Annotated in this window: 23 protein-coding genes; 6 read left to right on the top strand and 17 right to left on the bottom strand. The window is 64.7% G+C overall.

Annotation, left to right across the window (positions count from 1 at the left end; translation table 11 throughout):
* Positions 1–4: 4 nt before the first annotated feature.
* The 3 genes from IE116_RS14965 to IE116_RS14955 form a co-directional block, all read right to left on the bottom strand.
* On the bottom strand, positions 5–940 hold the full coding sequence (locus IE116_RS14965) for a TauD/TfdA dioxygenase family protein (protein ID WP_189613657.1): 936 nt from the start codon (positions 938–940) through the stop codon (positions 5–7).
* Positions 941–1,055: 115 nt separating this feature from the next.
* The gene (locus IE116_RS14960) at positions 1,056–3,260 is read right to left on the bottom strand and encodes a putative bifunctional diguanylate cyclase/phosphodiesterase (RefSeq protein WP_229828481.1); all 2,205 of its coding nucleotides are present in this window, start codon (positions 3,258–3,260) and stop codon (positions 1,056–1,058) included.
* 334 nt (positions 3,261–3,594) lie between these two features.
* On the bottom strand, positions 3,595–4,020 hold the full coding sequence (locus IE116_RS14955; protein WP_189613652.1) for a hypothetical protein: 426 nt from the start codon (positions 4,018–4,020) through the stop codon (positions 3,595–3,597).
* A gap of 297 nt (positions 4,021–4,317) precedes the next feature.
* On the opposite strand from IE116_RS14955, the gene IE116_RS14950 reads away from it, so the two are divergent.
* The 3 genes from IE116_RS14950 (at position 4,318) to IE116_RS14940 (ending at position 7,533) form a co-directional block, all read left to right on the top strand.
* Entirely contained in the window at positions 4,318–5,271 is a 954-nt protein-coding gene (locus IE116_RS14950) for a LysR substrate-binding domain-containing protein (protein WP_229828188.1), read from the top strand.
* 107 nt (positions 5,272–5,378) lie between these two features.
* A complete protein-coding gene (locus IE116_RS14945; RefSeq protein WP_189613650.1) occupies positions 5,379–6,446 on the top strand; it encodes an aromatic ring-hydroxylating dioxygenase subunit alpha in 1,068 nt (355 codons plus the stop codon).
* Positions 6,447–6,534: 88 nt separating this feature from the next.
* Positions 6,535–7,533, top strand: coding sequence for a Bug family tripartite tricarboxylate transporter substrate binding protein (locus IE116_RS14940; RefSeq protein ID WP_189613649.1), 999 nt, complete (start codon positions 6,535–6,537; stop codon positions 7,531–7,533).
* 15 nt (positions 7,534–7,548) lie between these two features.
* Here the strand turns inward: IE116_RS14940 and IE116_RS14935 are convergent, their stop codons facing one another.
* From IE116_RS14935 to IE116_RS14885, 11 genes are all read right to left on the bottom strand, one after another.
* The gene (locus IE116_RS14935) at positions 7,549–9,777 is read right to left on the bottom strand and encodes a phosphocholine-specific phospholipase C (protein ID WP_189613647.1); all 2,229 of its coding nucleotides are present in this window, start codon (positions 9,775–9,777) and stop codon (positions 7,549–7,551) included.
* 19 nt (positions 9,778–9,796) lie between these two features.
* Positions 9,797–9,940, bottom strand: coding sequence for a hypothetical protein (locus IE116_RS14930; protein WP_189613645.1), 144 nt, complete (start codon positions 9,938–9,940; stop codon positions 9,797–9,799).
* Between the two features lie 222 nt (positions 9,941–10,162).
* Complete coding sequence (locus IE116_RS14925) at positions 10,163–11,041, bottom strand: hypothetical protein (protein WP_189613643.1); 879 nt, start codon at positions 11,039–11,041, stop codon at positions 10,163–10,165.
* A gap of 173 nt (positions 11,042–11,214) precedes the next feature.
* The gene (locus IE116_RS14920) at positions 11,215–12,654 is read right to left on the bottom strand and encodes a DUF2254 domain-containing protein (protein ID WP_189613635.1); all 1,440 of its coding nucleotides are present in this window, start codon (positions 12,652–12,654) and stop codon (positions 11,215–11,217) included.
* A gap of 198 nt (positions 12,655–12,852) precedes the next feature.
* Entirely contained in the window at positions 12,853–13,080 is a 228-nt protein-coding gene (locus tag IE116_RS14915) for a hypothetical protein (RefSeq protein WP_189613633.1), read from the bottom strand.
* A gap of 72 nt (positions 13,081–13,152) precedes the next feature.
* Positions 13,153–14,175, bottom strand: a complete 1,023-nt coding sequence (locus IE116_RS14910; protein WP_189613631.1) for an ABC transporter substrate-binding protein — start codon at positions 14,173–14,175, stop codon at positions 13,153–13,155.
* 37 nt (positions 14,176–14,212) lie between these two features.
* The gene (locus tag IE116_RS14905; RefSeq protein ID WP_189613629.1) at positions 14,213–14,989 is read right to left on the bottom strand and encodes an ABC transporter permease; all 777 of its coding nucleotides are present in this window, start codon (positions 14,987–14,989) and stop codon (positions 14,213–14,215) included.
* Positions 14,986–15,786: an ABC transporter ATP-binding protein gene (locus tag IE116_RS14900; protein WP_373303003.1), complete on the bottom strand. Its 801-nt coding sequence runs from the start codon at positions 15,784–15,786 to the stop codon at positions 14,986–14,988. Before IE116_RS14900 ends, IE116_RS14905 begins: the two co-directional genes overlap by 4 nt.
* Position 15,787: 1 nt before the next feature.
* Positions 15,788–16,783, bottom strand: coding sequence for a tRNA 2-thiocytidine(32) synthetase TtcA (gene ttcA / locus IE116_RS14895; protein ID WP_229828476.1), 996 nt, complete (start codon positions 16,781–16,783; stop codon positions 15,788–15,790).
* 68 nt (positions 16,784–16,851) lie between these two features.
* Positions 16,852–17,223 (bottom strand): dihydroneopterin aldolase, encoded by a 372-nt coding sequence (gene folB / locus IE116_RS14890; RefSeq protein WP_189613622.1) that lies wholly within the window; start codon positions 17,221–17,223, stop codon positions 16,852–16,854.
* 12 nt (positions 17,224–17,235) lie between these two features.
* Positions 17,236–18,045: an SDR family oxidoreductase gene (locus IE116_RS14885; protein WP_189613621.1), complete on the bottom strand. Its 810-nt coding sequence runs from the start codon at positions 18,043–18,045 to the stop codon at positions 17,236–17,238.
* A gap of 130 nt (positions 18,046–18,175) precedes the next feature.
* On the opposite strand from IE116_RS14885, the gene IE116_RS14880 reads away from it, so the two are divergent.
* A complete protein-coding gene (locus tag IE116_RS14880; protein ID WP_189613619.1) occupies positions 18,176–19,360 on the top strand; it encodes a class I SAM-dependent methyltransferase in 1,185 nt (394 codons plus the stop codon).
* Between the two features lie 54 nt (positions 19,361–19,414).
* Here the strand turns inward: IE116_RS14880 and IE116_RS14875 are convergent, their stop codons facing one another.
* The gene (locus IE116_RS14875) at positions 19,415–20,278 is read right to left on the bottom strand and encodes an HpcH/HpaI aldolase/citrate lyase family protein (RefSeq protein WP_189613617.1); all 864 of its coding nucleotides are present in this window, start codon (positions 20,276–20,278) and stop codon (positions 19,415–19,417) included.
* 283 nt (positions 20,279–20,561) lie between these two features.
* On the opposite strand from IE116_RS14875, the gene IE116_RS14870 reads away from it, so the two are divergent.
* Positions 20,562–21,599: a LysR family transcriptional regulator gene (locus IE116_RS14870; protein ID WP_189613615.1), complete on the top strand. Its 1,038-nt coding sequence runs from the start codon at positions 20,562–20,564 to the stop codon at positions 21,597–21,599.
* A gap of 9 nt (positions 21,600–21,608) precedes the next feature.
* On the opposite strand, the gene IE116_RS14865 is transcribed toward IE116_RS14870, so the two are convergent.
* The gene (locus tag IE116_RS14865) at positions 21,609–22,088 is read right to left on the bottom strand and encodes a carboxymuconolactone decarboxylase family protein (protein WP_189613613.1); all 480 of its coding nucleotides are present in this window, start codon (positions 22,086–22,088) and stop codon (positions 21,609–21,611) included.
* A 241-nt stretch (positions 22,089–22,329) separates the two neighbouring features.
* Between IE116_RS14865 and IE116_RS14860 the strand changes: the two genes are divergently transcribed.
* Positions 22,330–23,022, top strand: a complete 693-nt coding sequence (locus tag IE116_RS14860) for a pentapeptide repeat-containing protein (protein ID WP_189613611.1) — start codon at positions 22,330–22,332, stop codon at positions 23,020–23,022.
* A gap of 70 nt (positions 23,023–23,092) precedes the next feature.
* On the opposite strand, the gene IE116_RS14855 is transcribed toward IE116_RS14860, so the two are convergent.
* Positions 23,093–24,307 carry an MFS transporter gene (locus IE116_RS14855; protein WP_189613609.1) on the bottom strand — a complete coding sequence of 405 codons (1,215 nt, stop codon included), beginning with the start codon at positions 24,305–24,307 and terminating at the stop codon, positions 23,093–23,095.
* Between the last annotated feature and the right edge of the window lie 137 nt (positions 24,308–24,444).

The following is a 24,444-nucleotide window of genomic DNA, read 5'->3' as shown; positions in this document are numbered from 1 at the left end:
GGGCTCAGGCCCGGCCGGCAACGCGTGACTCGCCGCGCGTTGCGGCCAGCGCCCGCACCGACGGCGGCAGGAAGTCCGGTTCAAAAATGCGGTCGGCCATGACCTGGCAGCGCTTGATCAGGCGGTGTTCATGCGGAAGGTAGTCCGGCCACGCGGTATGCAGGGTGCCAAGGTGATCCCACATCAGCACGTCGCCTTCGGTCCATTGATGCGTGTACTGATACTTTTCCTGCAACTGATGCGTGGTCAGCATATCCAGCACGGCATCGCTTTCGGCTTGCGAAAGTTCGTTGATCCGGATGGCATAGCCCGGATTGCAGTACAGCACCTTGCGACCGGTGATCGGATGCGTCAGGAACAGCGGGTGCGCCGATGGCGGCCGTTTGGCGCGCTGCTCGGGCGTCAGTGGCGGCCGTTCGCTACCCGGCCGCGACCGCATGTTTTCCCAGAACTTGTTGAAGTCGTGCAGCACGGTCGCGCCATGAAGCCGTTCCCGGATGTCGGCCGGCAGGTCGTCGTACGCGGCGTGCATGTTGGCAAAGCTGGTGGCGCCGAGCGCCTTGCCGTCGCGGCGGGGCACCTTGATGGCATAGAGCACGTTCACAAAGCCAACCGTCGCGTTGTAGGACATGTCGGTATGCCAGTCCTGGCCCGCGTCCGACAGGCCAATCGGCTTGCCGTTCTCGACGATGTTCGACAGGATGCTGACTTCCGGAAAACCTGGCTCGTTCACCGGAGAGAGTGTCGTCTGCAGCCCGCCGAAATGGGCCGAGAACGCCTTGAGCGCCGCGGCATCAATGGTCTGCGCGGGAAAACGCAGCACGCCATGCTGACCGAGTGCGGCAAGAATGCCGGCGAAGGCATCGGGGGACAATGCGCGCGACAGATCCAGCCCCTGAATGGTGGCGCCGAGGATCTGGCCGGATGGCTCGATGACCATGGTCTTTGCTCCTTGCTTGAACATGCGCCCATGGTAGGCGTCGACAAGAAGCTTGATAACTACACAGCCGCAAACTTGTTGTTTCGCAAAAGGAAACCAGCCGCCGGTTGCAGGCTTACGGCAAGGAGGCCGCCAACGCCACTTCGCGCTCCTTGAACAGCGCCGCCAGGCAACTGGCAGGCACGGCGCGCGAGAACAGGAAACCTTGAAGCTCGTCGCATCCGGCGTCCACCAGCGCAGTCATCTGGTGCGTGGTTTCAACGCCTTCCGCCGTCACGGTGATGCCCATGGCGCGGCCCAGCGCGACCACCGATCCGACGATGGCTGCGGAGTTGGCGTCGGAACACAGGTTCTGCGTGAATGATCGGTCGATCTTTATCTTGTCGACTTCAAAGCGGCGCAGATAGCTGAGGCTGGAATAGCCGGTGCCAAAGTCATCGAGCGCCACCTTGAAGCCGGCACGGCGCAGGCGGGCCAGCGCCAGGTTCGACACCGGATCGTCGCCCACCAGAATGCCTTCGGTGACCTCCAGTTCGATCTGTGAAGGATTGCAATGGCCGGCTTCGACGATCTCGATCGCGCGCAGGGCGAAGTCGGGCGATCGCAACTGGACGGGTGACAGGTTGACAGCCATGAACAGCCCGGGCCACTGTCGAGCGGTGCCGCAGGCCTGACGCAGGATCCATTCGCCAAGCGGCACGATCAGCCCGGTCTCTTCGGCCACCGGAATGAATTCGTCGGGGGTGATCGCCCCGCGCACCGGATGGGTCCAGCGCACCAGGGCTTCCAGTCCGACGATGGCTCCGCTCGGGTTCACCTGCGGCTGGTAGTGGACGTCCAGGCCCTTGGCGTCGAGCAAGGCGATGCGCAGTTCATCCGCGATCACCTGCCGCTTCTTGACCGTCTCGTCCATGTCCGGCTCGAAACAACGAAACCGGTCGCGGCCTTCGCGCTTGGCGGCGTACATCGCAATGTCGGCACGGCGCATCAAATCGACACGGTCCTGGGCGTCGTCAGGCGCGACCGCGATACCGATGCTGGTCGACCCAAAGATCTCATTGCCGCGCAGGTGGAAGGGCTTGCGGATGGCGGCGGCGACGGCGCACGCCAGGTCTTCGGCGTCGGTGCGCTCGGCCATGCCGGGCCGGATCAACACGAACTCATCGCCGCCCAGGCGCGCCACCGTGTCACCGGGTCGCGCCAGAGCGGACAGGCGCATGGCCGCCTGCTTCAGATACGCGTCGCCGGCATGATGACCCAGCGTGTCGTTGACTTGCTTGAAGCGATCCAGATCAAGCAGCAACAGCCCGACGCGCTCGCCCGGCTGCGTGGCCGCCAGCGCCTCGGCCAGCCGCTGATCGAACAGTGCGCGGTTGGGCAGGCCAGTCAGCACGTCATGGAAGGCAAGGTGCTGGGCCTGGGCCTCGCTTGCGCGCAACTCGATCACCGATTGCGACAGGCGCAATGCCGACTTCCACAGCCGGCGCGCAAGCAACCCCATTGCAAGCACAAGCACCGCCAGTACGGCGAGCATGAACGGCATGATGGCGGCGCGCATCTTGGTGCCCGGCAGATCGGGGCGCCACACCAGATACCCGATCGACTCGCCCGACGCCTGGCGCAGCGCGATGCTGCGCTCCGCGTCGCTGGCGTCATCGACCGCCGAAAACCTGAGATCGCTCAGCATGCTGTCGCGTGACAGATCCGCCAGATAGCCATCGTCGAGCATCTTCAGATTGACGAGCAGGCGACTCGGGCGATCGGCATTGTCGTGGCCTGGCCTGCCGGGCAAATCGACATGGCCGATCCGGGCGACCGCGACGGCCGCGGGTTGGGCCCCGAATCTGAGCAGACCGACATGCTGTTCACCCGATGCGCCGACCTCCGCCACCGTGTTGCGCAGGTACGCACCCAGATCGCCATACCGGGTGGCGGCGACCTGGGCACCCTGGATGGCTGCGTACAGCGCTTCGCCCGATCCGTCGACAATGAATACCCGGTCATGGCGAAACATGTCGTGCAGCCATGTGCCCACGTTCTCGTTCAACCAGGCCGCATCAAGGGAAGCATCCGCGGCCGCGCGGGCGACCGGCCGCGACAAGGCCACGCTGCGCTGCTGGGCGCCAAGGTCGCGCAGGCTCCCGGCAATCGCTACCTGGATGATGGCGCGCTCTTCGTTGATGGAATCGGTGTCGGTCCGGGTCGTGGTGGAAACGACGACGAAGGTGAGCGCGGCGGTGATCGCGACAAGCAGCCCTGAAAGCGGGACCAGCACATGAAGCGCGAAGCGGCGCCGGAAATCCGGTGACACGCCGACCATGCGATTCACCGGGTGCCTCCGACAGTACGACAGTGCGCGCTGCGCGCAGTGGCGCGCGCAGGGTAAAGACGCCAGACAAATAGGATCACGACACTCCTCTCTTCTGTCCATGTCGGGCGGCGTCTGCCAGACACGGGTGAGCCCCTCGCAGGGTGCCCGACCATGATCGTCGGCCAGCGTCCCAGAAAGGTCCCACTTTTGAGAGTCATGCCGCGTTCAGGCGCCAGAGTGTGGCGTGCACGCGACCCGAGTGCAGTCCACAGGCAAGCCTTGCTCATCCATGGCGGTGCAATCGGCGTACAGAAAACGGGGTGCGCGGCCGCGCACCCACGAATTACTTCAGGCCGAACATGGCCCGGATGTCTTCACCGGCGTTGCTTTCGCCGCTGTCGTAGCGGTCGCCGGCTGCCGCGCAACGCGCCGCCACCATCAATGCAAAGGTGATGTGGGCTTCGTTGATGCGCATGCCTTCACGCAGCAGGCCGGCTTCGCGTGCCCAGCGCTCGACGTCTTCCCGGTCGTAGCTTTGCGAGGTCGTGTTGGGCGCAAGGTCGATCACCTCGATATCGACGCTCTCGACACTTGGATCGAAATAGACGGACCCATCCGGCGTCGCAAGCATCCAGGGCGGCGCGCCGCATGCTACCGAGCGGAACGGGTTGACGCCGATCACGGTCCCGACGTGGCGCGCGCCGCCGACTGTCGCGATGACGTCCTTGTCCACCAGTTGTTTCCAGTCTCCGTATTTTACTTTTGGCATGTCGATTCCCTAGGACCGCGCTGTGTGATGCCCGGTGTCGCTTCGCGGTACGCAACCCGGACTGTTATATCCGCGAGGTCATTGTGCTGCGGCGTTTGGCCTGCGCCCATCAGCCTTTGGTGAGAATGACATGACAGTGATGGACTAGTCCACCTCGTGCGCAGGACGGTGTAGAACGCCGGGGTATCGGGGAAGAGAATGACCCGTGGCGAACGCTCCACCCCTGCCGGGCTAGACTGGAACGTGGTCCGGCCCCCTGGCAGCCGGGTTTATTTGCCGACCTGCATGAGACACCCCATGACTTCGCAGACCCCGCGTGCACCGTCACACCCTTTGAACCTGAATCACCTGCCGCTCAATCATCTGCGCAGTTTCCTGGTCATCGGGCGTCACCAGAGCCTGATGCGCGCGGCCGAAGACATGCATCTGACGGCGTCGGCGCTGAGTCATCAGTTGAGCGCGCTTGAAGAGCGGCTGGGCGCCAAGCTGTTTCTGCGGCATGGCCGCGGGCTGGCGTTCACGGACGTTGGCCGGCGGCTGCACGCGCGGGTCGAGACCTGCCTGGCCGAGCTGGACGATGCGCTGCAGGAAGCGGCCCGGCCCGCGCCCGAACGCGACCTGGTCGTCAGTGCACTGCATACCTTCGCCACCCGATGGCTCTTGCCGCGCTTCACGCGGTTTCCCGCGCAGGTTGCCAATACCGAGATCCGCATTTCGCGTATCGACACCAATTTCGATCACGACAACGTCGACTGCGCGGTGTTCTACGGCGACGGGTGCTGGCCCGGCCTGACCGCCGAATTCCTGCAGGACGAATACCTGGTGCTGGTCTGTGATCCGTCGGTGCGCGCGCGTCACGCGCTCGAGCATTACACCGATGTGCTGCGGCACGACCTGCTGGCCGCCAAGGCGCGTCCCGAAGACTGGGCGCTGTGGTGTGCGGCGGCTGGCATCACGCGGGATCCGTCGCAGCGTCAGCTGACCCTGGAAAGCCGCAATCTGGTCATCGAGGCCGCCGAGTCGGGACTGGGGCTGGCCGTGGTCGATCCTCGCATGGTGGTCAAGGAACTGGCCGCCGGCCGGCTCGTGTCGCCGTGGGACTTGCGGGTGCAAGGGCCGGGCGCCTATTACCTGGTGTACCCCGACGATCGCCCGCTGAGCAGCAAGGCGATGGCCTTTCGCGCTTGGCTGATCGATGAGTTTCGCAACGATATCGATGCGCTTGGCAACGATCCAGCCGCGCTGGCATGAAAATCCGTCAACTCTGAACTTAGGAAGTTTCGTTTGTGCGGCCTGCCTGCGCTGCCTAGCATGGGGTCCTGTTTTCCACCCGCCGGGTGGCTTCATAAGGATCTTGCATGGCTTACTTGCGCAACGCCTGGTATGTCGCGGCCTGGGGACACGAAGTCGCCCGGGTGCTGCGGCCCCGCACGCTTCTTGACGAACCCGTGCTGCTGTACCGGCAGCTCGACGGCAAGCCGGTCGCGATTGCCGACCGATGTCCGCACCGGTTTGCACCACTGCACCTGGGTCAGCTCATCGGCGACACGGTGGAATGCGGCTATCACGGGCTCAAGTTCGATTGCTCGGGCGCCTGTGTCGAAAATCCGCATGGCGACCAGCGCATTCCGAGCGCCGCCCGCGTGCGCGCCTACCCGCTGGTCGAACAGGACGGGCTGGTCTGGATATGGATGGGCGACCCCGCCCGCGCCGATGCCAGCGAGGTGCCCGAGTATCGCCACCTGGCCGACCCGGCATTCAAGACGATCGGCAATGTCATGCTGCAACAGGCCAACTACCAACTGGTGGTCGATAACCTGATGGACCTGACACACGTCAACTTCCTGCACGCGCCCTACCAGAAGACCGATGAGCTGCTGGTTGCGCCGCACGACGTCACGCAGACCGGCCACACCCTGGACAGCCGCCGAACGATCCCGTCCACGCGGGCGCCGCAGTCATTCACGCCATTCCTGGCGGATCCTGCCGCGCCGGTGTCGTACTGGCTGGACATGCACTGGCGTGCACCGGGTGCATGCCAGCTGGAAGTCGGCGTGACGCCGGTCGGCCAGCCGCGCACCGCCGGCATCCTGCGCCGCGGCACCCACATCGTCACCCCCGCTACCGACACCACGACCCATTATTTCTACGCGAGTTCGCGCAACTATCTGCTCGACGATCCCAAGGCCGATCAGGAGACGACGAACTGGCAGCAGGTGGGTTTCCATGAGCAGGACAAGCCCATGCTCGAAGCGGTGCAGCAGCGCATGGGGACGACGGACCTGGATTCGCTCAAGCCGGTGCTGCTGTCGTCAGACCTTGCGGCGATCCGGGTGCGACGCATACTGAAGGATTTGATCGCGGACGAAGCAAGCGGCCATGCCGACCGCTTGCCGGCCGACAGCCTGCTGACCCAGGACGCGTGACCCGCGTCGAGCTGGCCTGCGTGCACCTGACCGACTGCGGACGCAAGAAAAGCCGCAGCGAGACAAACGATAAAGAGAGACGACAACCATGACCCGACTCCCGTTGACCTTTCCCTGTGCGGCCCTGGCTGCCGTAGCCGCCATGACGGCCTTGACACTGGCGACAAGCGCCACCGCGGCCGATGCGCCGTACCCGTCCCGTCCGGTCAAGCTGATCGTGGCGCAGGCCGCCGGCGGCGGGCCCGATGTGCTGGCGCGGCTGATTGCGCAGGAACTGGGCGACACCTGGAAACAGCCGGTGATCGTCGAGAACAAGCTGGGCGCGGCCGGCGCCATTGCGGCCGAGTACGCCGCGCGTGCCCCCGCCGACGGTTACACCCTGTTCGTGGCCAGCGCCGGCATCATGACGATTGCGCCCGCCATGGACGCCAAGTTGCCCTACACGCCTGCCGAGTTCTCGCCCTTGATCCATCTGGCGTCCTTGTCGAACGTGTTCGTGGTCAACAGCCAGTCCCCCATCAAGACCATGCCTGCCCTGGTCGACAAGGCCAGGCAGGCGCCGACCGGCTTCAGCTTTGCGTCGATGGGCCCGGGATCGACCGGGCAGATCTCGGGCGAGATGCTGGTGCGCAGCGCAGGCGTCAAGATCGTGCAGGTGGCGTACAAGGGCGAGGCGCAGGCCGTGACCGACATCCGCGGTGGCCATCTGGACTTCATGGCCGCGGGCTTGCCGGTGGCCTTGCCACAGGTCAAGGCGGGCGTGCTGACGCCTCTGGCCGTGACAGGTTCGAAGCGGACCGCTGCACTGCCCGAGGTGCCCACCATGCAGGAGCTTGGCTACACCGGGTATGACGTGTCGCAGTGGTATGCGTTGTATGCCCCGGTGGCCACCCCGCGTCCGATCCAGGACGCGGTCACCCGCGCCGTGCAGACGGTGCTTGCCAAGCCGGCCGTGCAGAAGCAGGTGGTGGAACTGGGCATGGACCTGACCAACGACGCGCAAAAGGACTTTGCGGCGTTCGACCGTGCCGAACGCGCCAAGTGGGCCGCCTTCATGAAAGCGGGCGGTGACGTGGCGGCCCGGTAAGGTCTCAGTCCGGCATCACCCCATGGCCGGATCGCTGACAGAGTGTTCGCCGGTTTCCACGCGGCCCGCAAAGCGGCGGTAGAAGGCAGGGTCGGTGTCGCAGGTGACCGCAAAGTCATACCAGCGGCCACTGTCGGTCAGGGACCAGTTCTGGGTCGACGTCGCGCCGCCCGCCACCGTGGCCGTCCAAGGGCCATCCTTGCGGTAAGCCATCGACACGATGCTGAACCGTACCGGGTTCGTGCCGCCGTTCATCATCTCGGCATACACATGGCCGTTGGCGATGTCGTAGCAGACACGGATCTCGGGCGTTGCCTTGCTCACGGCAAGACGGGTGGTGTCGCCCTTGAAGTGGCGGTGGAAGCCGTTCGGGCCGAGCACCCACAGGTCGTAGCGGCCGGCGTCGGCGGCTTGCGGGGCCCACGTGTCATCCAGCGTCTTGCCGGCTTCCACGACATAGCGGCGCGGGATGCGATCCAGGTGCAGCGAGTCGTACACATGAAAGACCGCGGCGCGTTGCCCCGTATTGGCGAACAGCAACTGGACCGATCCGTTGGCATTGGCGCGCGCGCTGGTGTGCAGCTCGTAGGCCAGCGCCCGTGATGGCCGCACGCCGCTGGCCTGCAGCGGCAACTGCATGTCGGTCGGCACCGGCACGGCGGGCAAGGCCTGCTGCGCCGTGCGCAACTGGTCGGCCGCATCGCGCGTCGTGCGGCCCTTGAACGTCGGCAGCGTTTCGGTGTTGGGTGTCTTGAAATTGAACGCGCTCAACAGATCGCCACAGACCGCGCGGCGATAGGGACTGATGTTCGGTTCCTGCACGCCGAAGCGCGCTTCCAGGAAACGCAGCACCGACGTGTGATCAAAGACGTCGGAATTGACCCAGCCGCCGCGGCTCCATGGCGAAATCACATACAGCGGCACACGCGGACCCGGGCCGTAGACACGGTTGTCCGGTGCAGGCTGGCCCTTGCTGCCTTGCGGAGCAGGATGACGGTAATACTCGGCGGCCATGGCCGCATCGCCCAATGTGGACTTGCCGGCCAGCGTGTTGTCGGCGTTCAAGGACGGCGCGGAAGGCGACGGCACGTGATCGAAGTAGCCGTCGTTCTCGTCGAAGTTGACGATCAGCACGGTCTTGCTCCAGACGTCCGGATTGGCCGTCAGTGCGTCCAGCACTTCCTGCAGGAACCAGGCGCCCTGTACCGGGCTCGACGGGCCAGGATGCTCGCAATAGATCGATGGCGCATTGACCCACGACACCTGCGGCAGCTTGCCTTCCTTGATATCGCGCTTGAACGCGTCCAGGTATTCCTCGGGCCTGGTGCCAGGCAAGGTGTTGGCGACGCCCTTGTACAGCGGGTTGCGGGGATCGTCCCTGGCCGCGTCGTACGCCTTGTAGGGCAGGGTCTGCGCGGTCAGGTCGTACGGCTTGCCGGGCGATCCACCGCTCGACACCGGATAGCCCGACGCCAGGTTGGCTTTGCGAAACTGCTGGAACGCGCCCAGCATGTTGTCGCCCCATTCGTCGGGCATGTTCTGGTACGAGATCCAGCTGACACCTGCCGCTTCCAGGCGTTCGGCATAGGTGGTCCACGTGTAGCCGATGTTGGCCGACGCCGGCAGCCCGTCTATCGCATCCCATTCGTTGTTCACGAAGGCCGTGCCCTGCGCCGTTGGACCATTGGTCCCGGTGATATGGAAGGCCCGGTTCGCATCCGTACCCGTATGCATGGAGCAGTGGTAGGCATCGCAGATCGTGAAGGCATTGGCGAGGGCGAACTGGAAAGGAATCTCGCTTTCCTTGAAGTAGCCCATCGAAATGTCTTTCTTCTGCGTCGGCCAATCGGTCATGCGACCGTTGTCCCAGGCCTTCTGGCTATCGACCCAGGAATGGTTGGCGCCCGCCGCGCGCTGCGCGTTGTTCTTGCTGCCATCCAGGTGATAGGGCGGCAGTACCGTGCCGTTGGCACGCTGCTGTTGCCAGACATTGCGACCATTGGGCAGCGGAATCGTGATCCGGTCACCAAAGCCGCGCACACCATTGAGCGTGCCGAAGTAATGGTCGAAAGACCGGTTTTCCTGCATCAGGATCACGACGTGTTCGACGTCCTTGATCGTGCCGGTGGCGTTGTTCGCCTCGATGGCGAGTGCTTTGCGAATGCTGGGCGGGAAGGCGGCAAGCGCGGCCGAGGCGAACCCGGCGGTGCTGGCGGCTTTGATGAATTGGCGGCGTGAGGTCATGGCGAGTGGCGACTCAGGTTCAGGGCGCGCAGCGCATGACAGGCTGCGGCTGGGACGGGGTGGAATCGTTGCCACCGGACGCATCGTCACCGCCACAGGCGGACAGACAGGCGGCCAGCAGCGCCATCGCGGCAAGGCGCGAGGCAAACAGGGCGGAGGGCATGGAGGAGGGGACTGCGCACGTTGGGATCGGCTACGACGCGGCTTCCCGATGGGTAGCCACTATCGTGAGAATGTGCGCGAATGGTAGAGGCGCGTCATGACGGTCGAGTGACACGACCCTGACGGGAACATGAAAAGGGGGCGGACAAACTGGCGGCGAACCACCGACCCATGTATCTGGCTCACACCCCTCGGCGCGGGGACGGCTGCTGCCGCCCCCTGCTCACGAGCCGGCCTTGGCCCGGGAGTGCGGGCTCGTCGGCAATCCGGAAACCGGGTAAGGCGAATCCGAGAAGAGGCATTGCTGCTGCTCGAAGAGCCAGCGCAGCGCGTTGGCATCCCGGTCGAACAGGTATTGCCATCCGCGCACGAGCTCCACAAGGAGCTCTTCCGGGGTAAGCGAGGCGTCGCGCAGGTCGGGCCTTACCCCGGCGAACGTCACCAGGCGCTGACCGCACTCGAACCTGGCCAGGATGTCCTCCGATTCCTGCATCACGCGGCGGCGCAGATCCGGATCCTTGAACGTCCCGACAGGACGCGTGTGCACGACGGACACCTCGTCGATGATGCCGATGTGCTCGTAGCCCAGCATCTTCGGCCAGGCCGCATCAAGGCCAAAGCCCCATCCTGTGGCTGACAGCGCGAAGGTGGGCAGCAAGCCCTCGAGCGTCGCACGTTGAAAGCACGGAATCATGATCTCGACAAAGCCGACCCGCCTGGCCAAAAAGCTCGGGTTGCGCATGGCGATGAAGTGGGCATAGTGCGAGGTCTCGTGCAGGGCCGGCGCGAAGAGATGGAAGTCGAGCGCACGCCCAAGCTCGAACATCCTCGTTATCGCGTCCTGGCTGGCCAGAATGTCGTCGTCGGGAAGCCAGATCTGGTCGTATGCACGCCAGCCGTGCCATCCGTTCAGCAATTTGGCCAGGCCCGTCCATTTCGGGCCGGGGATGATCTCGCCCACCTGGCAGTCCAGGTCCGCCTGCGAGCCGATCTCCTCGAAGGGAGAGAGATAAAGGTCCCAATCGCGCGGCTTGGTCGCATCGGTCCAGCACCGGTGAAGCGATGTGCGACCCACCCGGGCGATGACAAGAGAGCGCTTCATGAAGCCTCCAACGGCATGGCCGTGCTTTTCATGTGAGAACGCGGCTGTCACGCATCCCATGTGCCCGCTCGTCACCCGGACCTTCGCACTGCGATCTTTCGGCCAACGGCGCATGCTGTAGCGCCGTCTTGCGCAGTAGCTGGCGCTCATCGGCGGCGCAGGTCCTGACAGGGCTACTCGTCTGTGGCATCAAGCCTTTCGCCCTTGTTGAGGCCGTCCAACGACAACGCCGTGGCGATCTTGCGCAGGGCGGCGTCCCGCTTGCGTTCAATGTCCGCCCGGTCGCGCGGCGCATCCGCCTTGCGAAGACCGGCTTCCGCGATAAGCGTCAGATGCTCTGTCAGCGGCGCTTTCTGTTCAGGTATCTGGATATGTTCTGCCAGTCGGTCGATGGCGCCCAGAAGATGAATGACGATAGCCGGTTGCGCCGCGCCGACTTGCCGAATCTGATTGAATGCCTCGTCCAGCAGGGCGGCGAAGGTCGTATCGATTCCCTGTACGCGGACTGTGCCGTCGGGGCCACAACGCCGCGTGGACCTGATTTCCCGAGTCATCAGGCGCGCGAGTGTCGCGCGCAGATGGTCAATCACCACGGTCGCCGTCCTCGGGTCATTGATGCCTGGCGACAGCGCACGAAGCGCGACGTCCACAAGGTGTCTTACCAAAAATTCAATGTCCTGGGTCGGCGTGCGTCGCGCGCCGATTTCCACGCTGCCTTCAATGGCGGCGGCTAGGCTGGAGCCCATGGCCGACGCCGGGCTCACCTCAGCGAGCCAGTCGCCGGGGCACACGAATGCGCCCGCCTTGCAGTGGATCTGCACCTTGATGTTGCGGTCGCAAGCAACTGCGCACAGGGCTTCATAGTCGATCGTCTGAACGTACCCTTCTCTGCCTGCGCGGACAATTCGAACCGGTCCATCGTGCTCCAACGGTGCTGCCAGAGGCCGTGTCTCGCTATCCCGCTTGGGCAACTGCGCAAGGGACGCCGCCAGCTCTCCTGCGACGCGGCGGATGACGTCATCGGCGACCATGGACCTGGCAATCACATGCAGGAACAGAAGCAGCGTCAGCACGCACACCAGCGCCAGTGCAAGGCCCAGGGTGACGGCAACATGGGGTACCTCCTCTGGCGGCAGGTCCGTGTAGACGGTACGCAGAATGAGAAGGCAGTAAACGATCGTCAGAACGAACCAACCCAGCGACACCTTTGTCCGGGTGTCGGCCATATACGTGCGTATCAGGCGGGAGCCGAACTGATTGGCGGCGAGTGAAAGCACGACCATCGTGATTGAAAACATCACGCTGGCCATCGTGATCAATGCGCCGACCAGCGTCGACAGCAGGTTGCGCGCATCATCGCCGCTTCCGGAATGCAGCCACCACAAGGACAGGGCCACCTCGTTGTCGACGCGCGCATCGATCAGGGCGGCAGCCTCCCTGAGCGCCACAGCCAGCACCAGCATGGCAACCGGTACCGGCCAGATGCTAGTCCTCACGAACTCCCAGGAAATCCTGAGGCGGTTTCGGAAACGCCCGCGAGAGCGTTGATCGCGTCGTCGAAAAAGCGGCATGTTGATCATGTCGGCGATTGTTCCAGTCAGAAGCGCGACCATGCGATTTCCGCATGTAACGACACTTTGACGCACCGGCAGCGCGCAACTTTGCTCTGGCGTTGCCAGTTGTGCCGACGCATCGTGTGCCCAATTGCCGCTGCCAGCTCGCGTTCCGCTTTCAGGCCATCATACTGCCGAGGTATGTACGGTTACCAAGCGCCATCAATCGTCCCGCACAGTGTGAATTGGATGGGTGGATCACGGCTCTTTATAAGCGCTGCGCCCTTCGTGCAGGAGCTGCTCATGCACGTCTTCCAAGGATTTGCCGGTAGCGGTAAGGAAACGTCCAACGATCGACCCATCCGGCCGGGTGACGGTTGCTCTGCCGATGAAGAAGAGTCCCACTCGCCAAGCCGCAGCTTCTACCACCGCCCCATTGGGTAGCGTGTGATGTCTGTATTCAATCGGGCCGGTGCTGTTGCTCATGCGTCTTCAAACGCACGACCCGTGCCCGTGCTCCTGCGATGGCGTCCCTGTATTTGCGCAGCAGCGCGCCCCTCACGGCAACACGTTGACCTTATCCACCAGTTCCGTCGTAAAGGCCTTGCGGTAGTCAACGCTGGGCGCGAGCAACTTTTCCTGCACCATGAAGTCGTACGTCGCCTTCCAGCGCGCATCGGTCATCGTCAACAGGCCACGCTTGGCCGCATCGCCGCCGTCCACCAGCTTGGCCTGCTTCAGGGCCTTTACGCCGTAATCGAGCAGCGTCGGTGTCATTTGCGGGTTGTCCTTCAGGATCAGGGCGTTGCCGGCGGCGGGGTTGGCGAGGTAGCTCTTCCAGCCTTCGGCGCTGGCTTGCACGAAGCGCTGCAGGGCATCGCGCTTGGCGTTCAACGCGGTGCGTGTGGTGACCAGGGTTTGCGCATAGGGCGGGTAGCCGTATTCGCCCAGCAGAAAGACCGTGGGCTTCTGTTTGGTCTGCTGTTCGATCGTGTATGGCTCGGACGCCAGGTAGCCTTGGGTGGCCGATTGTTTGTCGACCAGGAAGGGCTGGACCGAAAAGGTGTAGGGCTTTTTTTGCGCGTCGGTAAAGCCGTACCGGGTCTTGAGCCAGGGCCAGAAGGTGGTCTCGCTGGCCTGGCCAATGAACAGGGTGCGGCCTTTCAGGTCGGCCAGGGTCTTGGGGCCGGGGTGCGATACCAGGACCGTGGGCGATTGCTGGAAGGTGGTGGCGATGGTGACCAGCGGCAGGCCCTGCTCCACGCCTTTGAACGTTTGCAGGTCATCGCCCATGGCCACGTCGTATTGGCCGGCCAGCAGCAACTGCATGCCGTTGACTTGCGGGCCGCCCATCTTGATGGTGACGTCCAGGCCGTGCTTGCGATAGATGCCATCCGCAACCGCTTGGTAGAAGCCGCCGTGTTCGGCCTGCGCGTACCAGTTCGAGCCGAAGGTGAGCTTGGTGGGGGCAGATTGGGCGTGCGAGGCAGCCGGGACGAGGGTCGCAGTGAGCACGCCCAGTGCGAGTGCAACCATGGAGGGCAGGGGCAGGCGGGCGAAGGGCAGACGGGCAGAGGACATGGGGACTCCGGGCGGGGGCCGTGGTGCGGGCAGTCGATCAATCGGTCGTTTCGCTGTCGTGCCAGCGCGCGAGCACCACGCGCGACAGCAGCGTCATCAAGGCGAACAGGATGACGCCGGCCAGGGTAATGAGCAAGAGGGCGGCGAACAGGCGCGGGATGTTGATCTGGTACCCGGCCTGCAGGATCTGATAGGCCAGGCCCGTCTGCGTGCCGCCGGTGCCCGCCACGAATTCGGCTACCACCGCGCCGATCAGGGCCAGGCCGCAGGCGATGCGCAGCCCACCAAAGAACGCGGGCAAGGCCGAGGGCAGGCGCAGGCGCCACAGGATCTGCCAGCGCGACGCGCGCTTGAGCCGGAAAAAGTCGAGCAGGCCGGGATCGACGCTGCGCAGGCCCAGCACCGTGTTGCTGATGATGGGAAATACCGCAACGATGGTGGCGCAGAAGGTGAGCGCGGCCGTGGTGTTCTGGATCCAGATGATGATCAGGGGCGCGATGGCGACGATGGGTGTCACTTGCAACAACACGGCGTACGGAAACAGGCTGGCTTCGATCCAGCGGCTCTGCACGAACAGGAAGGCCAGCAGCACGCCCATGAAGGTTGCGGCCACCAGCGCCAGGCCGGTGATCTTGAGCGTGAACCACAGGGACTGGGCAAGCAAGGCCCAGTCGGCAGCCAGGGCGTGCGCCACATCGGTTGGCGCGGGCACCAGGTAGATCGGCACGTCCAGCGCGCGGACCAGCCCTTGCCAGATCAGCAGCAGGACGATGGCAACGATGACCGGCGCGGACCAGCGCAGCGCGGGGTTCATGTCTGCACGTTCCCGATGCCCGCGGCGCTGACGGCGCCCGGTTGCTGCCCTTTCAACAGGGCGGCCTGCAGGCGCGCGGCCCGCAGCGCAAAATCGGGCGACCCGCGAAATGCCGCATCGCGCACCGGCACGTCATTCTTGACATCGTCAACGATACGTCCGGGCCGCGCCGACATGACCACGACCCGGGTCGACAGGTAGACGGCTTCGAATACGTTGTGGGTCACAAACACCACCGTCAGCTTGTGACGGCGCGCGAGGGTCAGCAGTTCGTCATCGAGGTGCTGGCGCGTGATGTCATCGAGCGCGCCGAAGGGCTCGTCCATCAGCAGCAGCTTCGGTTCGGTGACCAGCGCGCGGGCGATCGATACGCGCATGCGCATGCCCCCCGACAGTTCGCGGGGGAAGGCGTCACCGAAGTCGCTCAGCCCGACCCGTTCCAGTGCGGCTTCGACCGCCTGGGCTGCGTCCGCCGTGAACCGCTTGCCCGCGCCTCGTTGTAGATCGAGCGGCAGGCGCACGTTGGTGCGTACCGAGGCCCACGGCATCAGGGTGGCATCCTGGAAGACATACGACAGGCCGTCCTCGTCAACGGCCCGGGTCAGGGTGCCGGTGCTTGGCGTATCAAGGCCGGACATCAACCGCAGCAGGGTGGTCTTGCCGCAGCCAGACGGGCCCAGCAGGGTCACGAACTCGCCTTCGTGCACCGTCAGGTCCACCGGTGACAGCGCCGTCACGCCCTTGGCGAAACGGCGCGATACGCCTTGCGCATGCAGGACAACCGGCGCCTCGGGCAAGTCAGTTGCCCTGCGGCCGGATGAACGTGACGGCGTGTTCGGTGATGGGGCTGCCGTTGCCTGCCATGCCATCTTCTGCCTCGTCGCTGCTGCCACAGGCCGAAGCCGCCGCTGTGGGGCTGACCGGATCCACGGCATCGAAGGCCGTATCGCCATTCGCGTCGGGCACGCCGGTCGGCTTCAAGTTGACGAAGTCAAACAAGTCGCGGTCCATGAGATGGGACGGCGTGACCCGCGACAGCGCATTGAAGATGTTGTCGATGCGGCCCGGGAACTGCTTTTCCCACGTGGCGATCAGCCGGCTGGATTCCTTGCGCTTGAGATTTTCCTGCGAGCCGCACAGGTTGCAAGGAATGATCGGAAAGCCCTTCCAGTCCGCATAGGCAATCAGGTCCGCCTCCTTCACATAGGCCAGCGGGCGGATCACCGTGTGCCGGCCGTCGTCGGAAACGAGCTTGGGGGGCATGCTTTTCAGCGTGCCGCCGTAGAACATGTTCAGGAAGAAGGTGGCGACGATGTCGTCGCGATGGTGGCCGAGCGCAATCTTGGTCGCGCCAAGTTCATCGGCCACGCGATACAAAATGCCGCGGCGCAGGCGCGAGCACAACGAGCACATCGTCTTGCCTTCTTCGATCACGCGCGTGACGATCGAATAGGTGTCCTGTGTCTCGATATGGAAGGGGACGCCCAGTTCGGTCAGGTAGCGCGGCAGGATGTCGTCCGGAAACCCGGGCTGCTTCTGGTCCAGGTTGACGGCGATGATGTCGAAATGGATAGGCGCCCGTTCGCGCAGCTTGAGCAGGATGTCCAGCATGCCGTACGAATCCTTGCCGCCCGACAGGCACACCATGACCTTGTCGCCTTCTTCGATCATGTTGAAGTCGCCGATCGCGCGGCCCACTTCGCGCGTCAGGCGCTTGTCGAGCTTGTTGCGTTCACGTTCGCGCTTGAGGCGGGCGCGCGCGGATTCGGCGGCCTTGGTGTCGGCACCCTGCATGTCGACAGCTGGCGTGTCGTTGACATCGGCAACGACTTGGCCGGGGATCATCATTGAAGGGACGGCGTTCATGCCAGGTCTCCACGGGAGGCCGAGATTTCGATGCCGACCGCCACGCAGTCGGCAAAGGCCTGGGGTTTGCTCACACGCAGCTTGACGTGCTGCACGTCGGCAAACTGGGTTACCAGCCGCGCCGCAAGCCGGTCTACCAGGGTCTCGAGCAGGTTCACATGGGTGCGGGTGCACTCGTCGATGATGGCCTGGCGCAGATGACGGTAGTCCAGCACTTCCTGGATGCCGTCATGGCGAGGGATGTCGATCATCGCGACGTCGATTTCGGCATCGATATGCAGCGGCTGCGTGGCGCCGCGCTCATGGTCGAGAATGCCGATCTGGGCATCGATGGCCAGGCGGGTAAAGAAGATACGGCGGGTGCGCATGGCGTGTCGTGCTCAGGGAGTCGCCGCAGGCGGCGCTGCGGACGGGTTCATCATGCTGAAATCGCGGGAAAAGCCGACCAGGTGCTGGCCGCCGTCGACCATCAGGGTGGTGCCCGTCATGGATCCGTTTTCGGCGGCGAACACCACGGCGCTCGCGATGTCATCGGGGGTACTGGCCTGGCCAAGGGGCGACATGGCGTGGGTCTGCGCGAACTGCTCGGGCGTCTGCAGGTGGCTGATCATGGTCAGTCCGGGCGCGACGCCCACCACCCGCACCGCGGGCGCAAGCGCCTGGGCCAGCATGGTGGTGGCGGCTTCCAGTGCGGCCTTGCTCAGGGTGTATGAAAGGAAGTCGGGGTTGTAGTTCCAGAGCTTCTGGTCGAGCAGGTTCACGACCACGCCCCGCGCGTTGCCGCCGCGATCCGCGACCGCGTGCGCCAGGCCGCGCGCGAGCACGATGGGCGCCACCAGATTGGGCATCAGATGTTGGGTTAGCGATGCGGCATCAAAGGTCTCGACATCATCGAACTCGAAGCACGACGCATTGTTGACGACCGCATCGATCCGCCCGAAGCGCGCCACCACCGAGGGCACCAGATAGCCGACTTCGGCTTCGATGGCCAGATCGCAACTGAAGGCGGCGGCTTCGACGCCCAAGGCATGCAGATCGTCCAGTGTCTGCTGCGCTTCCCGTTGCGAGGTGGCGTAGTGGATCGCGACATGCCAGCCGCGGCGGGCGAACGCAAGCGCGATCTCCCGACCGATGCGGCGGGCAGCGCCAGTGACGAGGACGACTTTGCTGTCGGAACGCGCGTCGTTCATGGGGAAAGAGGTAACCGTAAGGGCGAATCCCGCAGTTTACCAAGGGCAGGCCGACAAAGGCGGCTGGCGGCGCGAGGTGCCAAGCCGCTTCCATGGGAAAATGCGCGTCATGCCTTCTGCGTCGCCATTCATGTCTCCGTCCGCTCTCCCTCAGGGCCTGCCGTCCCTCGACCCCCTTTCGCAACGCCACTCCGATGCCGTGGCCGACCACCTGCGCGCGCAGATTGACGCGGCTGGAGGCTGGCTGGCCTTCGACCAGTGGATGGGCGACGCCCTGTATGCGCCCGGCCTGGGCTACTACGCGGCCGGCAGTGAAAAGCTGGGGTCCCCCGGCACGGCCACGCTGGCCGGCGACTTCGTGACCGCTCCGGAACTGACGCCGCTGTTCGGCGCCGCGCTGGCCCGCCAGGTGGCCGAGGTGCTGGCCGACTGCGGATCCGTCGAGGTGATGGAAGTCGGCGCCGGCACGGGCGCACTGGCGCGATCGTTGCTGGACGCGCTCGATGGCCTGGGCATCGCGGCCCGCTATCGGATCCTGGAAGTATCGGCCGACCTGCGCGAGCGGCAGCAGGCCACGCTGGCCGCCTACGGCGATCGCGTGACCTGGCTCGATGCCCTGCCCGAATCCTTTACGGGCTGCGTGGTTGCCAATGAATTGCTCGACGCCATGCCCGTGCGCCTGTTCCATTGGCCGGACAATGAAGGCAGCCTGGAAGAGCGCGGCGTATCGGTCGACGCCGATGGCGCATTCCTGTGGGTCGACCGCCCGGCGCCCGATGACCTGACACAGGCCGTGTCCGCCCGCATGCCCGCCTTGCCCGGCTACACGTCCGAGATCAACCTGCAGGCCGAAGCCTTTGTGCGCGGCATGGGCGACTGGCTGACGCGCGGCGCGGCATTGCTGATCGACTATGGCTTTCCGCAGGCCGAGTACTACCACCCCCAACGCGCGGCCGGCACCCTGATGTGCCATCTGCGCCATGTGGCCCATGCCGATCCATTCGTGGCGCCAGGTGTGCAGGACATTACGGCGCATGTGGACTTCACCGCGATGGCCGACGCCGCGCTCGATGGTGGCCTGGAGGTGCTGGGCTACACGTCGCAGTCGACCTTCCTGATGAACGCCGGGCTGGCCGACATTCTGGGCGACCTGGATCCGTCCGATGCCAGGACTTACGCCCAGACGGTCGCGCCTGTGCAGAAGCTGCTGTCACCCGCCGAGATGGGCGAGCTGTTCAAGGTGCTGGCGGTAGGCCGCAATATGGACGTCAGCCTGCGCGGGTTCGCGCAGGGGGATCGGCGGCATCGCTTGTAAGCGCAGGGCAGGCGCCTTCTGCGGTCGCGCATCGCTAACGCAAACCGTTTCCGCTTATGCCAGGCCCAGTTCCTTCGCCGCCTTCACGATCTGCCGCGCGCGGCGGCTGAAGGGCGGGTCGATCATCTGGCCGTCGACCGTGTACGCGCCGACGCCGTCCTTCTCGGCCTGATCGGCCGCCGCCACGACGCGCAGTGCATGCGCGATCTCTTTGTCCGACGGACGGAACACTTCGTTTGCGATTGCGATCTGGCTGGGGTGGATGCAGGTCTTGCCCAGAAAGCCCAGCCGCCGCGCGGCTTCGGCTTCGGCGCGGTAACCGTCGGGATTGGCAATCGCCGCATACGCGCCGTCGTAGGCCCAGATACCCGCCGTGCCCGCCGCCATGCGCAGCGCGAACTGCACATGATGCACGGCCAGGGTGTCGGTGCGGTCGATGCCAAGGTCTTCGAACAGATCGCCCAAGCCCACCTGCAAGCCGACGACACGCGGGCTGGCCTTGGCGATGGCGGACGCATTGGCCAGCGCCGTGGGCGTCTCGATGTTGGCGAGCAGGCCGATCGGCGTGGTGATGCCGCGTTCGGTCTCGAAGCGTTGCAGCACCTCGGTGGCAGCCAGGATGTCGTCGGCCGATTCCGGTTTGGGCAGGTTCACGATGTGCAGCGCGGGGCAGATGATGGCGTCCAGGTCGGCCTCGAAGTGACCGGAGTCGAGCGCGTTGCTGCGCACGATCAGTGTCTTGGTCACTTCGTCAGGCGACAGTCCGCGCAGGAAGGCGCCGATGGCTGCACGGGCTTCCTGCTTGCGGCCTTCCTGGACGGCATCTTCGAGATCGAACGATAAGGAGTCCGCCGCGCTGGCCAGCGCTTTCGGAAACAGTTCAGGACGGGAGCACGGGACGAAGAGTTTGCTGCGCATGGATGTCTGGATCGAAGAGGGGAACGGTGCCGGAAGGAGGTCGGCGGAACAGCTTCGCAGGATACAGGACGGGGCTAGAGGACGGGTTCACCCGCCTGTGGCGAAGCATTGCCACGGTGGTGGGGTATGGCATCTCGTTCTACGCCTAGTGATCACCATGAAGAGGATACCGACCTGGGGAGTTGTGGTGATCAACCTCTTTTCGAAGACACACGCACACTGAGCAGGCAATCGCCCGGGTCGAGTAGCATGCAAGCACGCTGACAACGAGAAGCCTGCCGACATGACGACCCGCGTTGATCGCGCTCTGACACAAGACCCTGCCAGCGGTGAAGTTGACGGTGGCAACAATCCGGCCGCTGGCGCGGCGCCCGACCTGCTCGCCGCCAGTTTCGCCACCAGCTATGCAGGCGTCGTGGCCTTTCTGACCGTCGCGGCTGAAGGCAGCTTTGCCAAGGCCGGCGACCGCCTGGGGATTGGCCGGTCGGCCGTCAGCCGCAGCGTGCAGAAGCTGGAAACGCAACTGGGCGTGCGGCTGTTTCTTCGTACCACGCGCAGCACCTCGCTGACACGCGAGGGCGAACTGTTCTACGCCAATTGCCATCCGGGCATGGCGCGCATTGAAAAAGCGCTGGAAGAGATGCGTGACCTGCGCGAAGGGCCGCCGCGCGGACCGCTGCGGGTGTGCGCCACGGTGGGCTTCGGGCGCAAGGTGGTCGCACCGCTGCTCAAGGAATTCTGCGCCGTCTATCCCGACATTTCGCTGGATCTGTTGCTCGATGACGGCCCGACCGACTTTACGTCCGACCGGGTGGACGTGTCGTTCCGGAATGGACGCATGGAAGACAGCCAGGTGATTGCCAAGCAACTGATCCCGATGCAGATGGTGGTGTGCGCGTCAGCCGATTACGTGCGCGATCATGGCGTGCCATTGACGCCCGCCGACCTGGAGCAGCACCTGTGCGTGAACTTCCGCTTTGCGTCGGGCCGCATCTACGAATGGGAATTCAAGGTGGACGGGCGCCTGCAGCGGGTGCTGCCCCACGCGCGCTTCACTATCAACGACGCCGATCTGGTGCTGCGCGCCGTGCGTGACGGCCAGGGCTTTGCACAGATGGCGGCGTACCAGGTGAGCGAGCTGCTGCAGTCGGGGGAACTGGTGTCCTGCCTGGACGCCTTCGCCCCCGACGACCGCGGCCACTGGATCTGCTACCAAAGCCGCCAGCATCTGCCCGCCCGCATCCGCGTGTTCATCGACTTCATGACCGAGAAGATTCGCGGACTGGGCCTGGAGCGTCTGCGTGTGCACACGCCACGCTGAACTGGCTCGTCAAGACAGCTCGGCCTTGTCCAGTCCATACGCCTTGTCGAGCGAACCCGGCAGGCTCTGGAAGCCGACGTTGATGCGGTTCCACGCGTTGATGGTCATGACGACATAGCTCAGGTCCACGATTTCCTGTTCCGACAGTTCGGTGCGCACGCGTTCATAGACGGCGTCGGGCACGCCGTGCGGGGGCAGTTGGGTCAGGGCTTCGGTCCAGGCCAGCGCGGCGCGTTCACGTGGCGAGAAGAGGGTGGACTCGCGCCAGATGGCAACGTGGTGCAGGCGCAAGGGGCGTTCGCCGTGCAGGGTGGCCTGCTTGATGTGCATGTCGAGGCAAAAGCTGCAGCCATTCATTTGCGAGGCGCGGATGTCGACGAGGTCGACAATGGCCGTCTCGATGCTGCCTTGTTTGAGATGGTTGCCGAAGTCAGCGAAGCGCTTGAAGAGTTCAGGGGATTGTTTGACGTAGTCGATGCGTTGGGTCATGACAGACTCCTTGTGTTGGGGTGGATGGGACAGGTCCATCGTAGGAGTCGCCGGCCGATGCCGGAAGCCATGTGGACGGGCTCACGGTGTTGACCTGGATGCACCAATCGCGGCCGCGGGCGGGCGGGGCAGCGGTGCTGGAGCAGGCCAGGGAGCACGTGACCAGGACGCCTTGGCGCGGGCAGTGTGTGGGACTGCGATAATGCAGCCCCGCCGACCCTGACCCTGCCTGCGTTCATCCATGATTCCCCAACACCCGTTCCCCATCACCGGTCGCACCCTGTCGCGCGCCGATGTCCAGTCGTTGCTATCGTCAACCGATGGCGCACTGACCTTCGTGCAGTGCGACTTCGATGACGCCGACCTGACCCGCCTGGATCTGCGCGGCGCAAGCTTCATCGAATGTTCTTTTGTTGAAGCGGCGCTGAGCCGCGCCCAGCTGGCCGACACGCGGTGGCGTCAGTGCAAGGGCCGGCAGGCGGACTTTGAACTGGCCGACCTGACCGATGCGCAGTTCGAACGCTGTGATCTGAACAACACGCAGTGGCGGCGTGCGCGTCTGGCGTCGGCCCGCTTCAACAACGTGAAGCTGACAGGTGCGCGGCTGGCCGAAGTGGCGGGCTTGGGCTTGGTGTTTGAAGAGTCGCTGCTAATCAGCACCGACTTGCGCGGACTGTCGTTCCGCAAGCAGCGGCTGGTGCAGCTGGACTTGTCGGACGCGGATCTGACCGGATGCGACTTTACCGATGTGGTGTTCGACGGTGGCAGCTTGCGCAATGCCAACCTGACCAAGACCCGGTTCGCGGGGGCGGACCTGCGGCAGGTGGACCTGGGCGGCCTGAAGCTGCCGGATACGTCGGTGCTGAAGGGCGCCACCATTTCGTATCACCAGGCTGCCGAGTTGCTGGCGGAACTGGGGCTGCACGTGGCGTGAGCCCCAGCTCGTCAGTGTGCTGAAGAAACGGAACCGGCCTGACATCTGCCGGTCAATCCGCCGTCCGTGCTTACCTGGCCGAAGCAGCCACCTTCGGATCGATCAGGAACTTGACGAGCGCCACCACCGCGAACAGGGCGCCGGCAATACCGACCCAGGCCCAGCCGCCGTGGTCGTATAACGCGCTGGCCACCGCGGCGCCGACTGCACCGCCAATGAAGATGGCGGTCATGTAGATGCTGTTCAGACGGCTGCGCGCCTTGGCGTCCAGCGCATAGACTTCGCGTTGACCGATCACCATCGACATCTGCATGCACAGGTCCAGCACCACGGCGGTGACCGCCAGCCCGAACACACCGAACGCCGGATGGATCAGGGTGGGCAGAAAGCTGAGCGCGGCGCCGGCCAGGGCGATCAGGGTGCCAATGCGGCCATGGCCCGCGTCAGCCAGCCGGCCGGTGAAGGGCGCCGCGAAGGCACCGGCGGCGCCGACCAAGGCGAACAGCGCGATCTGGCTTTGCGAAAAACCATGCTGCCGCGACAGTTCCACCGGCACCGCCGTCCAGAACAGGGCAACGGCGGCGAACATGCAGGCCTGGTAGAAAGCCCGCTGACGCAGCACGGGCTGGGTACGCAGCAGCACCAGCAGGGAGCGGATCAGTTGGCCATAACTGGCGGTGTGAGCCGGCCGGCGTTGCGGCATGGTCAGTCCGAGCAGGACGACGATGGCGAGCATGAGCACGGCCGCGGCGGCGAACACGGTGCGCCAGCCGAAGTGATCGGCGACCAGGCCCGACAGCGGCCGCGACAGCAGGATGCCGAACAGCAGCCCGCTCATGACGCTGCCCACCACCCGGCCCCGTGTCTCGTCAGTCGCCATGTGCGCGGCCAGCGGAACCATCATCTGGACCGACACCGAACTGAAGCCGATCAGCATGGAAAACACCAGGAAGGTGCTGGGCTGGCCGGACATGGCTGCACCCACCAGGCTTGCCGCCGACACCAGCAACGTGACGATCATGAGGCGGCGGTTCTCGGTCAGGTCACCCAGTGGAACCAGGAAAAGCAGTCCGATGGCATAGCCCACCTGCGTCAAGGACACGATGAAGCTGGCGGCATGGCTGGACAGCCCGACGTCGGGCGCGATCAGTTCGATCAGGGGCTGCGCGTAGTAGATGTTGGCGACGATGGCGCCGCAGCAGAAGGCGAACAGCAAGACCAGGCTGTTCGGGATGCCGGCCGGGACGGCGGGGCGGGGAGTCGCAGTGGCGACGGTGGTGGTCATGGTGGACTCACGTATAGGGGTTACCGAGGGGTCCATAGTGGATGTTTGCGGGTTTTGCGTAAATCCCTTACAACGCAAAGGATCTTTGCGAAATGCGCAAAGTACGCCGCAGTCGTCACCCCAACCCCCTCCCATAT

It is taken from the genome of Pigmentiphaga litoralis, from assembly GCF_014651835.1.
In the GTDB taxonomy this organism is placed as follows: Bacteria; Pseudomonadota; Gammaproteobacteria; order Burkholderiales; family Burkholderiaceae_B; genus Pigmentiphaga; species Pigmentiphaga litoralis.
This window is presented reverse-complemented; position numbering and strand designations above follow the sequence as displayed.